Source organism: Saccharothrix sp. CCNWYY140 (genome assembly GCF_037401995.1).
Classification (GTDB): domain Bacteria; phylum Actinomycetota; class Actinomycetes; order Mycobacteriales; family Pseudonocardiaceae; genus Actinosynnema.
This window is the reverse complement of the sequence record NZ_JBBEGC010000036.1, coordinates 54,346-68,180: the sequence shown is the minus strand read 5'-3', so window position 1 is coordinate 68,180 and position 13,835 is coordinate 54,346. Positions and strand designations below refer to the sequence as shown.

General features: G+C 71.9%; 13 protein-coding genes. 9 read left to right on the top strand and 4 right to left on the bottom strand.

The window, feature by feature from the left end; translation table 11 throughout:
- Positions 1 to 292: 292 nt before the first annotated feature.
- Positions 293 to 2,362, bottom strand: a complete 2,070-nt coding sequence (locus WBN91_RS18335; RefSeq protein WP_337722018.1) for a tetratricopeptide repeat protein — start codon at positions 2,360 to 2,362, stop codon at positions 293 to 295.
- Between the two features lie 156 nt (positions 2,363 to 2,518).
- Between WBN91_RS18335 and WBN91_RS18330 the strand changes: the two genes are divergently transcribed.
- Entirely contained in the window at positions 2,519 to 3,931 is a 1,413-nt protein-coding gene (locus WBN91_RS18330; protein WP_337722019.1) for a DUF1996 domain-containing protein, read from the top strand.
- 2 nt (positions 3,932 to 3,933) lie between these two features.
- Positions 3,934 to 4,287 (top strand): Imm1 family immunity protein, encoded by a 354-nt coding sequence (locus tag WBN91_RS18325; protein ID WP_337722020.1) that lies wholly within the window; start codon positions 3,934 to 3,936, stop codon positions 4,285 to 4,287.
- 116 nt (positions 4,288 to 4,403) lie between these two features.
- Here WBN91_RS18325 and WBN91_RS18320 read toward each other — a convergent pair whose 3' ends face one another.
- Together WBN91_RS18320 and WBN91_RS18315 are read right to left on the bottom strand one after the other, a co-directional pair.
- Positions 4,404 to 4,784 (bottom strand): hypothetical protein, encoded by a 381-nt coding sequence (locus WBN91_RS18320; RefSeq protein ID WP_337722021.1) that lies wholly within the window; start codon positions 4,782 to 4,784, stop codon positions 4,404 to 4,406.
- Positions 4,785 to 4,794: 10 nt separating this feature from the next.
- Positions 4,795 to 6,276 (bottom strand): PucR family transcriptional regulator, encoded by a 1,482-nt coding sequence (locus tag WBN91_RS18315; protein ID WP_337722022.1) that lies wholly within the window; start codon positions 6,274 to 6,276, stop codon positions 4,795 to 4,797.
- Between the two features lie 150 nt (positions 6,277 to 6,426).
- On the opposite strand from WBN91_RS18315, the gene uraH reads away from it, so the two are divergent.
- From uraH to WBN91_RS18285, 6 genes are read left to right on the top strand one after another with little or no spacing between them, the layout of a single operon-like run.
- Positions 6,427 to 6,735 (top strand): hydroxyisourate hydrolase, encoded by a 309-nt coding sequence (gene uraH / locus WBN91_RS18310; protein WP_337722023.1) that lies wholly within the window; start codon positions 6,427 to 6,429, stop codon positions 6,733 to 6,735.
- On the top strand, positions 6,735 to 7,607 hold the full coding sequence (locus tag WBN91_RS18305; protein WP_337722024.1) for an FAD binding domain-containing protein: 873 nt from the start codon (positions 6,735 to 6,737) through the stop codon (positions 7,605 to 7,607). The genes uraH and WBN91_RS18305 overlap by 1 nt, the downstream gene beginning before the upstream one ends.
- A gap of 4 nt (positions 7,608 to 7,611) precedes the next feature.
- Positions 7,612 to 8,082 carry a (2Fe-2S)-binding protein gene (locus WBN91_RS18300; RefSeq protein ID WP_337722025.1) on the top strand — a complete coding sequence of 157 codons (471 nt, stop codon included), beginning with the start codon at positions 7,612 to 7,614 and terminating at the stop codon, positions 8,080 to 8,082.
- Complete coding sequence (locus WBN91_RS18295) at positions 8,079 to 9,434, top strand: 8-oxoguanine deaminase (protein WP_337722026.1); 1,356 nt, start codon at positions 8,079 to 8,081, stop codon at positions 9,432 to 9,434. The genes WBN91_RS18300 and WBN91_RS18295 overlap by 4 nt, the downstream gene beginning before the upstream one ends.
- A complete protein-coding gene (locus tag WBN91_RS18290; RefSeq protein WP_337722027.1) occupies positions 9,431 to 11,647 on the top strand; it encodes a molybdopterin cofactor-binding domain-containing protein in 2,217 nt (738 codons plus the stop codon). Before WBN91_RS18295 ends, WBN91_RS18290 begins: the two co-directional genes overlap by 4 nt.
- 18 nt (positions 11,648 to 11,665) lie before the next feature.
- Positions 11,666 to 12,148, top strand: coding sequence for a nucleoside deaminase (locus WBN91_RS18285; protein WP_337722028.1), 483 nt, complete (start codon positions 11,666 to 11,668; stop codon positions 12,146 to 12,148).
- A 53-nt stretch (positions 12,149 to 12,201) separates the two neighbouring features.
- Here WBN91_RS18285 and WBN91_RS18280 read toward each other — a convergent pair whose 3' ends face one another.
- Positions 12,202 to 12,537, bottom strand: a complete 336-nt coding sequence (locus tag WBN91_RS18280; protein WP_337722113.1) for a hypothetical protein — start codon at positions 12,535 to 12,537, stop codon at positions 12,202 to 12,204.
- On the opposite strand from WBN91_RS18280, the gene WBN91_RS18275 reads away from it, so the two are divergent.
- Positions 12,527 to 13,828, top strand: a complete 1,302-nt coding sequence (locus tag WBN91_RS18275; RefSeq protein ID WP_443217744.1) for an NCS2 family permease — start codon at positions 12,527 to 12,529, stop codon at positions 13,826 to 13,828. The genes WBN91_RS18280 and WBN91_RS18275 overlap by 11 nt on opposite strands.
- The last annotated feature ends 7 nt before the right edge of the window (positions 13,829 to 13,835 follow it).

The following is a 13,835-nucleotide window of genomic DNA, read 5'->3' as shown; positions in this document are numbered from 1 at the left end:
AAATCTGTGGTAGCCCTTCGGGCAGGCCATACGGGGATGACGGAAGAAGCCCAAGTTGGGAGGTCTGCTGCGCGAGCCCAAAGGAAAAGCACGCCCTGCGGGCGCGAAGGGCCGTGTGGGGGGCGAGGGGCGGTGCGGGGGCGAGGGGCGGTGCGGGGGCGAGGGGCGGTGCGGGGGGCGGTGCGGGGGGAAGGGTGGTGTGTGTGGGGGGAAGGGCGGTGCGGGGGGCGGTGCGGGAGGGGGCGAAGAGCGTGCCCTGCGCCTCTGCCAGCCCGACTTGCGCCTTGCTCGACTAGTCGGCCAAGAGCGACCGGATCTCGTCGGGCACCTGTTCGCCCGCCGCCGTGTAGGCGTCCGCTGCCGCGCGGAGGTGGTCGCGGGCCTTTGTCGGGTCGTCGCGGCGGCGTGCCACCTCTGCCAGCGGGAGCAGCACTGCGGCGAGGTAGGACGGGGATCCGGTGCGCGCCAGGACGGGGTGTGCGGCTTCCAGGAGTTGCGCGGCCTCGTCCACGCGGTTCAGGGCCAGCAGGGGGTGGGCCATGACGCTGCGCAGGCGGGCCAGTTCCACGGTCTGTGCCAGGTCGGCCAGGATCGTCTCGGCGGTGGTGAACTCGGTGATCGCTTCGCCGTGGCGGCCCAGGTCGGTCAGCGCCTCGGCGATGCGGCGGTGCGCGAACGCCACGCCCCGCGCGCGGCCCAGCGTGGTCTCGACGTCGAGTGACTGGCGGAAGTACGCCAGCGCGGCCTCGCTGTCGCCGCCGGTGCGGGCGATCCGACCTAGTTGGCGCAAGGCGGTGGCGACGGAACCCAGGTCGCCTGCGGTGGTGGCGAGGTCGAGGGCCAGTGCGACCTCGCGGGAGGCGTCGTCCCCGCGTCCCTGGTTGACGTAGCCGATGGCCAGTTGCAGGCGCAGGCGGGACTGGGCCACGGTGTTGCCGGCGAGGCGCGCGGCCTCGGCGCCGAGCTCGTGCGTGGCCACCCAGTCGGCGAGGTGGCGGCGGTGCAGGTAGAGACCCCACTGGGCTTCGGCGAGTTGCCAGGCGAGGTCGGGCCGGCCCTGGTCGGCGGCCTCGCGGGTCGCCGCCACCAGGTTGTCGCGCTCGGCTTCCAGCCAGTCCAGCGCTTCGCCCACGTCGCCGAAACCCGGTGGCACCGCGTCGTAGCGCGGTCCGACGCGTGGTCGGTCGGGCACGATGACCCGGTCCGCCGCGACCGCCCCGTCCAGGTACCACTCGACGACCCGCCACAGCGCGGCCTCCCGCTCGGCCGCCGAGTGCCACTCCGCGTGCTGACGGGCGTGAGCGCGCAGCAGGTCGTGGAACCCGTAGCGCTCGTCGCCCACCTCGTTGAGCAGGTTCTTGTCCACCAGGTCCGCCAGCACCGGCGCGATGTCGGGTGACGGTTCGCCGGCAGCCGCGGCGGCGGCCCCGACGCCGAAGGACGTCCCGGGGTTCACCGAGCACAACCGGTAGACGCGGGCGTGCCGTGCCGGAAGCTCCACATAGGACAGGTCGAAGACGGCTTCCACGGACACCCCGCCGTCGATGTTCAGCGAGCGCAGGCGTTCCGTGCGCAGGGAGCCGACCTCGCCGGACAGGGTTCGGCGGGGGTGGGTGGACAGGCGGGCGCCCACCACGGACAGGGCTATGGGCAGGCCGCCGCACAGGTGGGCCAGTTCGCGGGCCGCGTCTGGTTCCGAGGCGACCCTCGGGCCCAGGGCGCGTTCCAGGAGTTCCAGGGAGGCGTCTTCGTCGAAGGACTCGACCTCCACGAAACGGGCGCCGTCGACGGCCAGGCCGCTCAGGCGCCAGCGGCTGGTGACCAGGACCGCGCTGTGCGGCGAGGTCGGGAGCAGGGGGCGGATCTGGGCGGCCGAGACCGCGTCGTCCAGGAGGAAGGCCACTCTGCGTTCTGCGGTCAGGGTGCGGAACGCGGCCTGTCTTCGGGGCAGCTCGACGGGGATCTCCGCAGCGGGTGTGCCCAGGGCCAGCAGGAACCACTCCAGCACCTCCGACGGCGTGGCCGGGCCGCCCGGGGCGTGTGCGCCCAACTCCACGTAGAGCTGGCCGTCGGGGAAGCGGGTGCGGGCGTCGTGCAGCCAGCGCAGGGCCAGGGAGGTCTTGCCCACTCCGCCCGGTCCGCTGACCACGGCCACCAGCGCCTCCTCGGCGGCGAACCAGCGGTCCAGGTCGTCCAGTTCGCGGCGGCGGCCGGCGAAGAGCCTGGGAGCGGGTGGGAGTTGGCGCGGGATGACCGGCGCGGCGGGTTCGTGGTGGTGGAAGTGGATGTCGTTGACCTGGCCCGCTTGGACGACCGGTCCGTGGGTGGTGCCGGAGATGACGTTCTCTGCGCCGTGGTCCACCCGTTCCAGTCTCCAATGTTAGGGGTGGGCACAAGATAACGAAAAGGTAACGGCCAGGTCGCGGACTGGGATCGGCACGTATGCCACGGTGTCCACCGCCCACCGGCGGTCGGGGTTCGAAGCGAATGCGCGTACCTACGACGAGGTGACACTTCCATGACGCGAAACCAGGGGCGGCACCGCTTCTCGCGGCGCACCAAGCTCACAGCCGGGGCCGCCGGGCTGGCGCTGACGATCGGCCTGGCGGTCGCGATCTCCACCACCGGAGACCAGGGCACCGCCCAGGCGGACGGGGCCGACAAGTCCCTGTTCGTCGACATCACCAAGCAGGCGCGCAACGTCAAGGCGCCCAGGCCGGAAGGCGACGCCACCAACGGCACCTTCACCGTCGACTGCGGGCGCAACGAGAACGGGCACTTCAACCCGGACAACTTCATCGCCCAGCCCGGGGTCCGCAACGGCGCCCAGCACCTGCACGACTACGTCGGCAACGTGTCCACCGACGCCGACTCCACCAACGAGAGCCTGGCCGAGGCCGACACCACCTGCAAGAACGGTGACAAGTCCGCCTACTTCTGGCCCGTGGTCCGCATCGACCGCGACAACGAGGAGGAGGAACCCGGCAAGCCCGCGAACGCCGAGGTCGAGTGCCCGGACGTCAAGCGCAAGCTGCGCAACGTCCCGCAGCAGGCCCGGGCCGAGGTCGACCGCAACCTCGGGCAGCTCAAGCAGCAGATCGCCGAGGCCAACGACAAGCTGAAGAAGGCCGCGAACGTCGACGACCCGAACTTCGTCAACAACGCGATCCTGGGACCGTTGCGGGACAAGCGGTCCGCGGCGATCGGCCGGATCGTGGAGGCCATCGACCGGGTGGCGCAACGGCCGCGCGGGTTGCAGCGCCTGGCCCCGTGCACGGTCAAGGACGGCGACAGCAAGGACGTCAAGGTCGCCGAGCAGCAGAAGGAAGCCGAAGCCGACGCGCCGGAGAAGGGTGACGGCAAGAGCGGGAGCGACGAGAACGAGCTGCCCGGCAACGAGGGCGAGATCCAGCGCCCCGAGGTCGTGGACCTGACCTTCCGCGGCAGCCCCACCGGCAAGGTCGTCGCGATGCCGCAGTTCCTGCGCATCCTCTACGGCGACGCCAAGGTCACGCAGAACGGCCCGAAGAACGCCCGGAAGTCCTGGACCTGCACCGGTTTCGAGGACAAGGTGCAGCTGGACAAGTACCCGGTGTGCCCGCAGGGCAGCAAGGTCAAGCGCATCCACGACTTCCCCAGCTGCTGGGACGGCAAGAACACCGACAGCGCCAACCACCGCGACCACATCGTCTACCCGAACGAGAACGGCAAGTGCCCCAGGGGTTTCCGGGCCGTGCCGCAGCTGCGGATCAGCCTGACCTACAACATCCCCCGGGACGTCCAGCAGAACGGCCAGTACGCGGTCGACGCGTTCCCCGAGGAGGAGCACAACCCGCTGTCCGACCACGACGACTTCGCCAACGTGATGTCCCAGGAGATCATGAACCGCGTGGTGGACTGCATCAACTCCGGCAAGAAGTGCAAGGAGTGACGATGATCCAGGCACACCACCGGACCGGGGTCGACGAGGTGCGCGGCACCGAGGACGTCCGCCGCCTGCTGGACCTGCTCTCCGTCGCCGAGGACGCGACCCTCGTGCACCGCGACACCCCGGACAACCGGGTGTGGGTGGGTGTGCGCGGCGACCGCGGGGCGATGCTGTTCACCGACGTGTTCACCGGCTCGTGGGCCAGCCTCGGCGAAGGCCCCCGCCTGCGCCCCCGCTACGCCGGGGTGCGGTTCCCCACCCACTGCGAGATCCCCGTGGCCGACCTGGCCGTGGCGATCGAGGAGTTCCTCGCGACGGGCCAGCGCCCGACGCGGGTGCCCTGGCAGCAGGTGCGGTGAAGGCGGGCCGCCCCCTTGCGGACCAACGGCGGGGTCCACGAGGGGGCGGCTCGTTCACCCGCGGCCGGTTCACCCGCGGCTCGTTCGCAGGTGGCCGGTTCGCGCCCGGCCCGTGCTCACGGGATGGCCAGGCCCTCCTGCCGCAGCGCCTCCTCCACGCGGAGCCGCTCGATGTCCCGGTCCACGCCCTCGGGCAGGTCGTCGAGGCGGTGGACCACCCCGACCGCCGCACAGGCCTGTGCCAACAGGACGTCGTACGCCTGCCGCACCCCTGCGCGGCGGGCGTACGGCGTGCCGGGGCGGATGAGCGCCAGCACCCGGTGCACGCGCCTCAGGTCGGCGGCCAGCTGCTCGATCGGAAGCCCTTGCGGCGCAACCGGCTCTCTCCGCAACCGCCGGATCAGCCGGGGGATGTGGAGCACGGCCCAGCAGAGCGCGGACGGCGCGAGTGCGACGCCCGCGAACAAGGCGAGGTTGCCCCACGGCGCGGAGGCCATGCCTCAAGTATCAACCCGCGTGCAGAGCCAGGTACAGGTCCACCCGGGACGTGAAATCCGAGAGGTCCACGCCCAGCAGCTCCTCCACCCGCCCCACCCGGTAGCGCAGGGTGTTCACGTGGACGTGCAGCCGTGCCGCCGCCGTCGTCCACGACCCGGAGCAGTCCAGGAACACCCGCAAGGTGCCCACCAGGTCCGACCCGTGCTCGGCGTCGTAGTCCAGCACCGGCCCCAGCACCCGCCGCCGCAACGACCCGCGCAGCTCCTCCGGCACCCCGGCCAGCAGCAGTTGGTGCAGCGCGATCTCCTCGCCCGCGACGACGCAGGTCCGCCCCGGCCGCCGCTCCCCCAGCCGCCGCGCGTGCGACGCCTCCTCCGCCGCCCCGCGCAACCCGGCCGCGCCCACGGCGGACGAGATGCCCACCAGCACCCGCGCCGACCCCAACCCCGGCTCGACGGTCCGCAGGCCGGCGCGCACGGCCTCCGCCCAGCCCGGCCCCGAGGGCGCGATCGCGTAGACCTCGTCGCCGTGCACCGACACCAGGGCGTGCGGCGCGACGGGCGCCAGGACCTCCTCCAGCAACGCCGCCGCCTGCTCCACCCGCCCGTCCGTGGCGGACGCGGCGACCACCCGGAACTCGGCGGCGTCCCACCCGACGGCCGCCAGCCGAGGCCCCAGGTCGCCCGTCCCGGACAGCACCTCGCGCAGCAGCGGCCCGGCCGCCCGGTTCTCGATGCGCCGCTCCTGCACCACCCGGGTCCGCTCGACGCCCACCAGGCTGGCCAGCTCGGCCGCCACCTCGTCGTGCGCCCGGTCGCCGTCGACCACGACGATCCAGGTCGCCACCCGCGACCCGCCGCGCTCGGACACCGGCAGCAGCGTCGTGCGCCGCACCACCCGGGGCAGCCGGTCGGCCTGGAGGAACTCGCGCACGAACACCGCCGCGTCGGGCAGCTCCGGACCGGCCACGACGTGCCCGGTGGTGGACAGGACCCGCACCGGCGCGTCCAGTTCCGCCGCGCCCGCCGCCACCAGCTCGCCCAGCCCGCCGCCGTCTGCGACCACGGTCAGCAGCCGCCGGTGCCGGCCCAGCTGGGCGCCCGCGTCGCCGACGCGCTCGGCGGCCAGTTCCAGCACGACCCGCTCGGTGATGGTCGCGAACGACAGGTCGATCGGAACCTCCAACAACGGCACCCCGTGCCGCCGGCAGGCCTCGACCAGCGCAGCCGGCAATTCACGGGCCTCCGGATCGCTCGCGGCCAACGCGGCCACACCGGCGTGCGCCAAAGAGCCGACGAAGGTCTCGCAATCGGCCGCCGAACGGTGCCAGAGCAGGCCGGACAGGACCAGCTCGCCGCCGGACAGGTACCGCGCCGGGTCGGGCAGCTCGGTGCCGTAGAGCCTGGTCACGGGCCTGTCGAGGAACTCCTCGCCGCACACGAGGCGCAGTCGCAGCTCGGGCACCCGCAGCAGGCTGCGTACCAGCAACACGATCGCCTCCCTCACGTCACGCGAGCGGTTTACCTTCGTCCGATCGTGTTTGTAGGAAAGCACAAAACCACTCCTCGTAGGAGCCTGGGATTCATGCGCCGCGGCCGTAGCTGAACGGCCGGCCCGGTCTGTGTACTGGCTCACACACCGATGGGAGGGCGAGTGACGATCAGCACCCACGTGCTCGACGCACAGCGCGGCAGGCCGGCGGTCGGCCTGGCGGTGCGCCTGGAGCGCGACGGCGAGACGGTGGCGCAAGCCCGCACCGGCGAGGACGGCCGCATCACCGGCTGGCCCAGCGACCGGGCCGGCGTCTACCGGCTGGTGTTCGACACCGGCGACGTGGCCCCGTTCTTCCCCGAGGTGGTGCTGACCTTCCGGGTCACCGAGCCCGGCGAGCACCACCACGTGCCCCTGCTGTTGTCCCCGTTCGCCTACTCCACCTACCGAGGCAGCTGATGGACTTCCTTCGACCCGACACCCTCGCCGAGGCGCTGGCGCTCAAGTCCGAGCGCCCCGACGCCGTGCCGATCGCGGGCGGCACGGACGTGATGGTGGAGCTGAACTTCGACCACCGCCGCCCGGCCGCGCTGCTGGACCTGACCCGCGTCCCCGAGCTGCGCGAGCACTCCACCGGCGACGGCGTGGTGCGCATCGGCGCGGGCGTGCCGTACGCGCGGATCATCGACGAGCTGGGCGACGCGCTGCCGGGCTTGGCGATGGCCTCCCGCACGGTCGGCTCGCCGCAGATCCGCAACCGGGGCACGGTCGGCGGCAACCTGGGCGCGGCCTCGCCGGCCGGCGACACGCACCCGGTGCTGCTGGCGGCGGGCGCGACCGTCGAGGTGGCGTCGGCGCGCGGGGTGCGGTTCATCCCGGCCACCGAGTTCTACCTGGGCGTCAAGCGCAACGCGCTGGAGCCCGACGAGCTGATCACGGCCGTGCACGTGCCGGCCACGCGCGCGCCGCAGCAGTTCTCCAAGGTCGGCACGCGCAACGCGATGGTGATCGCCGTGTGCTCGTTCGCGGTGGCGCTGCACCCCGCCGAGCAGCGGGTGGGCGCGGCCGTGGGCAGTGCCGCGCCGACCCCGCGCCGGGCCACCGAGGCCGAGGAGTTCCTGTCCGGCGAGCTGACCTCCACCGGCCAGTGGGAGTCGCCCCGACCCCTGCTGGACTCGGTGAAACGCCGGTTCGGGGAGCTGGTGGCGGCTGCCGCGAGCCCCATCGACGACGTGCGCGGCTCGGCCGCGTACCGCAAGCACGCACTGTCCGTGCTGGCCCGCCGCACGCTGGGCTGGGCGTGGCAGGACTACACCGGGAAGGCGGCCTAGGGCGATGCGCGTGAACGTGACGGTCAACGGCGAGCAGCGGCAGGCCGACGACGTCTGGGAGGGCGAGAGCCTGCTGTACGTGCTGCGCGAGCGGCTGGGCCTGCCCGGGTCGAAGAACGCCTGTGAACAGGGCGAATGCGGGTCCTGCACGGTGTACCTGGACGACGTGCCGGTGTGTTCGTGCCTGGTCGCGGCCGGTCAGGCGCAGGACCGCGAGGTGCGCACGGTCGAGGGCCTGGCCGAGGGCGACCGGCTGGACCCGGTGCAGGAGGCGTTCGTCGAGGCGGGCGCGGTGCAGTGCGGGTTCTGCACGCCCGGACTCGTCGTCGCCGCGCACGACCTGGTCAACCGGGTGCCCGAGCCGTCCGACCCGGAGATCCGCGAGGCGCTGGCCGGGAACCTGTGCCGCTGCACGGGCTACGAGAAGATCCTCGACGCGGTCCGCTTGGCTGCCCAAAAGAAGAGTGCGCGATGACCCCAACCATCCTTGACGGCGTAGCCGTGTCCACAATGGATGGTCGCGGCACCGAGCACGCTTTCGGGCACGTGGTGTTCGAGAACGGCCGGATCACCGCCGTCGGACCCGGTCAGGCCCCGAAGCCGACCGGTCCGCACACGTGGGTGGACGGCAGCGGCTGCCTGGTCACGCCCGGCCTGGTCAACACCCACCACCACCTCTACCAGTGGGCCACCCGGGGCTACGCGCAGGACGCGACCCTGTTCGAGTGGCTGACCACGCTGTACCCGGTGTGGCGCGGACTGGACGCCGAGATCACGCACGCGGCGGCGTCGGCGGGCCTGGCCAAGCTGGCCCTGACCGGCTGCACGACCGCCGCCGACCACCACTACGTGTTCCCCAGCGAGGGCGGCGACCAGTTCGAGGCCCTGGTCACCGCGGGTCGGCGGGTGGGCATCCGCCTGCACGCCGTCCGCGGCTCGATGGACCGCGGCCAGTCCCAGGGCGGCCTCCCGCCGGACAACCTGGTCGAGGAGACCGAGGCCGCATTGATCGCCACCGAGAAGGCGATCGACGACTACCACGACCCGTCGCCGGACGCCCTGGTCAAGGTCGCCGTCGGCCCCTGCTCGCCGTTCTCGGTGAGCCGGGAGCTGATGACCGGCGCGGCGGAGCTGGCCCGGCGCAAGGACGTCCGCCTGCACACCCACCTCGCCGAGACGCTGGACGAGGAGGACCAGTGCCAGGCCGAGTTCGGCTGCTCCCCCACGGAGTACGCCGAGCGCGTCGGCTGGCTGGGCGAGGACGTGTGGCTGGCCCACACCGTGCACCTCTCGCCGGACGCCGTGAAGAAGCTCGGCACCACCAGCACCGGTTCCGCCCACTGCCCCACCTCCAACGGCCGCCTCGGCACCGGCATCGCGCCCGTCCGCGACCTGCTCGACGCCGGCGCGCCGGTGGGCCTGGGCGTGGACGGGGCCGCGTCCAACGAGTCGTGCGGGATGGTCGAGGAACTGCACCAGGCCGTGTTGCAGGCCCGGCAGCGCGGCGGCCCCAAGGCGCTGGACGTCCGCGAGGCCCTGTGGCTGGGCACGATGGGCGGCGCGAAGTGCCTGGGCCGCGCCGAAGAGATCGGCTCGATCGAACCGGGCAAGCTCGCGGACCTGGCCGTGTGGCGGCTGGACGGCCTGGACCACGCGGGCATCGACGACCCGGTCGCCGCGCTCGTCCTCGGACCCCTGCCCCGCCTGAAGCTGCTGCTGGTGGGCGGCCGGGTGGTCGTGGACGACGGCGAGCTGCGCACCGCACCCGAATCCGACCTCGCACGCGACCTGCGTGCCGCGAGCGCCCGACTGAAGGTGACCCGATGAGCCTCACGCCCGCTGAACTGACGTCCTCGGTGTCCGGTGGCATCGGCTCCAGCCCGCAGCGCCCGGACGGCAACCTCAAGGTGCGCGGCGAGTTCGCCTACGCCTCGGACCTGTGGCACGAGGACATGATCTGGGGCGCCACCCTGCGCAGCCCCCACCCGTACGCGAAGATCCTCTCGATCGACCTCACCGAGGCGCTGAAAGTGCCCGGCGTGTACGCGGTGCTGACGCACCAGGACGTACCCGGGCGCAACCTGTACGGCTTGGAGCACAAGGACCAGCCCGTGCTCGCCGAGGACGTCGTGCGCTACCAAGGGGAACCGGTGGCGCTTGTAGGTGCGGACCACCCCGAGACCGCCTTGCGCGCCATGAAGCGCATCAAGGTCGAGTACGAGGTGCTGACGCCGGTCGTGGACATGGAGACCGCGATCGACGACACGCCCCTGCACCCCGGCGGCAACCTGGTGCGGCACGTGCCGATCCGGCGCGGCGACCCCTCGCTGACGGCGGACGTCGTGGTGACCGGCCGGTACGAGGTCGGGATGCAGGACCAGGCCTTCCTCGGGCCGGAGTCGGGGCTGGCGGTGCCCGCCGAGGACGGCGGCGTGGACCTCTACATCGCCACCCAGTGGCTGCACGTCGACCAGGGCCAGGTGGCGGCGGCGCTGGGGATGCCGCTGGACAAGGTCCGGCTGACGCTGTCCGGCGTCGGCGGGGCGTTCGGCGGGCGCGAGGACCTGTCGATGCAGGTGCACGCGTGCCTGCTGGCGCTGCACACCGGCAAGCCGACCAAGATGGTCTACAACCGCGAGGAGTCCTTCTACGGGCACGTGCACCGGCACCCGGCCGTCCTGTACTACGAGCACGGGGCCGACCGCACCGGCAAGCTGGTCTACGTCAAGGCGAAGATGTACCTCGACGGCGGCGCTTACGCGTCCAGCACGCCGGCGGTGGTCGCCAACGCGGCCACGCTGGGCATCGGGCCGTACGAGGTGGACAACCTGGCCATCGACGCTTGGGGCGTCTACACCAACAACCCGCCGTGCGGCGCGATGCGCGGGTTCGGCGCTGTGCAGGCGGGGTTCGCCTACGAGTCCCAGATGGACAAGCTGGCCGAAGCGCTGGGCATGGACCCGGTGGACGTGCGGATCGTCAACGCGATGACCGAGGGGTCGGTCATGCCGACCGGCCAGGTGGTCGACTCGGCCGCGCCCGTGGCGCAGTTGCTCAAGCTGGTCAAGGACAAGCCGTTGCCGCCGCCGTCCGATCGGGATCTGCGGAACCTCCCCGGTGGCGTCTCGAACACCACGCACGGCGAGAGCGTGGTGCGCGGGGTCGGGTACGCGGTGGGCATCAAGAACATCTGCTTCTCCGAGGGCTACGACGACTACTCCACCGCCCGCGTGCGGTTGCAGGTCATCAACGGCGAACCGGCCGCACTGGCGCACACCGCCGCGTGCGAGGTCGGACAGGGCCTGGTGACGATCATGCAGCAGATCGTGCGGACGGAACTGGGCGTCGAGCGGGTGACGATCCTGCCGATGGACACCACCATCGGCAACGGCGGCTCCACCTCGGCGTCCCGCCAGACCTACGTCACCGGTGGCGCGGTGAAGGCGGCGTGCGCGGCGGTGAAGGAGAAGCTGGCCAAGCTCGCGGCCGGCCGCTCGACGACGGACCTGGTGGAACTGCTGGGCGACGAGGTCATCGACGAGACCGTCGAGTGGCGGCACCGGGCCACCGAGCCGCTGGACCCGGTGACCGGTCAGGGCCGCGCGCACGTCCAGTACGGCTTCGCCGCGCACCGCGCGGTGGTGGACGTGGACGTCGAGCTGGGCCTGGTGAAGGTCGTCGAGCTGGACTGCGCGCAGGACGTCGGCAAGGCGCTCAACCCGCAGGCCGTGCTGGGCCAGATCCAGGGCGGTTCGGCGCAGGGGTTGGGGCTGGCGGTGATGGAGGAGATCCAGACCGCCGGCGGCAAGGTGCGCAACCCGTCCTTCACCGACTACCTGATCCCGACCGTGCTGGACATGCCGCCGATGAGCATCGACGTGCTCGAACTGGCCGACCCGAACGCCCCCTACGGCGTGCGTGGCGTCGGCGAGCCGCCCACGATCTCTTCGACTCCGGCCATCGTGGCGGCCATCCGCAACGCCACGGGCTTGGCCCTCACGCGCGTACCCGTGCGTCCCGAGCACATCACTGGAACCTGAGCTTTGGAGCTTCGCACAATGACCACCTCTGTTTCGCCCGACCACGCCTGGCTGCGGGAGTCCATCGAGCTGGCCACCCGCAACGTCGCCGCCGGCGGCGGGCCGTTCGGCGCGGTGATCATCTGGGACGGCGAGGTGATCGCCACCGGCACCAACCAGGTCACCCCCACGCTGGACCCGACCGCGCACGCCGAGGTGGTCGCCATCCGCGCCGCCTGCCAGGCCATCGGCGACTTCAAGCTCACCGGCTGCGTGCTGGTGTCGTCCTGCGAGCCGTGCCCGCTGTGCCTGTCCGCCGCGCTGTGGGCCCGGGTGGACCGCGTCGTCTACGCCGCCGACCGGCACGACGCGGCGGCGGCCGGCTTCGACGACCGCGAGTTCTACGAGCTGTTCGGCAAGCCCCGCGAACTGTGGAGCCTGCCGGTGCACCAGATCTCCACGGGCGAGGACAACGCGCCGTTCACGGCCTGGCTGTCCCGAACCGACCGCGTCGACTACTGACGCACCACCCGGAGCGGCCACGAGCCGTCGAGTGCTGACCGGAGCACAAACACTCAAAACGCGTTCGGTTGGGCGAGGGCCTGCCGGCATCGCTCGGCGATGCCGCGTCGGCCTGCCGCGGCGGCTTTTCCGACGATCACGCTTTTCGATCGGCGGAAAAGGCGTTGCGGTGGGCCGACCCGCAGGCGGCATCGCCGCGCCGCGACGGAGTCGCGGCCATCGAACACAGCGCCCACCGGCATGGGAAGGATCGTCATGACCCAGCTCAGGGATGACGTACCCACGCAGTCCACACAGCTCGACCGGTTCTTCCGCATATCCGAGCGCGGCAGCACCATAGGCCGAGAAGTGCGCGGCGGTATCACCACGTTCGTGGCGATGTCGTACATCGTATTGCTCAACCCGCTCATCCTGGGCGCGTCGGCCGACATCACCGGCGCGCGCCTGACCACCGAGCAGCTCACCACGGCGACCGCGCTGGCCGCGGGCGTGATGACCATCCTGATGGGTGTCGTCGGCAACGCCCCGCTGGCGCTCGCGGCGGGCCTGGGCGTGAACGGCGTCGTGGCGTTCCAGATGGCGCCGACGATGACGTGGGCGCAGGCGTTCGGCCTGGTCGTGCTCGAAGGCCTGTGCATCGTGGTGATGGCGGCCTCGGGCGTCCGGGAGAAGATCATCAACGCCATCCCGGGGCCGTTGAAGACCGCCATCACGGTCGGCATCGGCCTCTACATCGCCCTGGTCGGCCTGGTCAGCGCCGGGTTCGTGACCCGGACGCCGGACGCGGTCGGCTCGTCGGTGCCGGTCCGGATGGGCGTCGACGGTCACCTGTCCGGGTGGCCGATCGCGATCTTCTGCCTCGGCCTGCTGCTGATGATCGTGCTGATGGCCCGGGGCGTGCCGGGGGCGGTGCTGATCAGCATCGCGGCGGCGACCGTGCTGGCGATCGCGGTCAACGCCGCGTTCGACGTCGAGGGGTGGGGGCTGGTGACGCCGAACGTGCCGGACAGCGTCGTCGCCGCGCCGGACTTCGGGCTGTTCGGGCAGGTGGACCTGTTCGGCGGGTTCGTCTCAGCCGGGGTGATCACGGCGACGGTGTTCCTGTTCACGCTGGTCCTGTCCGGGTTCTTCGACGCGATGGGCACCATCACGTCGGTGTCGGACGAGGCCGGGCTGACCCGGGACGGCAAGGTCCAGGGCATGGGCAAGATCCTGCTGGTCGACGGCGCGGGCGCGGTGGCGGGCGGGGTGACCGGGTCGTCTCCGAACACGGTGTTCCTGGAATCGGCGGCGGGCGTCGGCGAGGGCGCGCGGACGGGGTTGGCCAGCGTGGTCACCGGCGGGCTGCTGGCGGCGACGCTGCTGTTCACGCCGCTGGCGGCGGTGGTCCCGGCGCAGGCCGCCGCGCCCGCGCTGGTGGTGATCGGCGGCTTGATGATGGCCCAGTGCCGGCGGATCCCCTGGCACGACACCGATTACACGATCCCGGTGTTCCTGACGGTGGCGGTCATCCCGTTCACCTACTCGATCACCAACGGCATCGGCGCGGGGCTCGTGTCGTACGTGGTGATCAAGATCTGCAAGGGCCAGTGGCGGTCCGTCGGCTGGCTGATGACCTCGATCGCGGCGCTGTTCGTCCTGTACTTCGGGGTCGAGGGCGTGACTGCGGTCCTGCACTAGAGGAGGA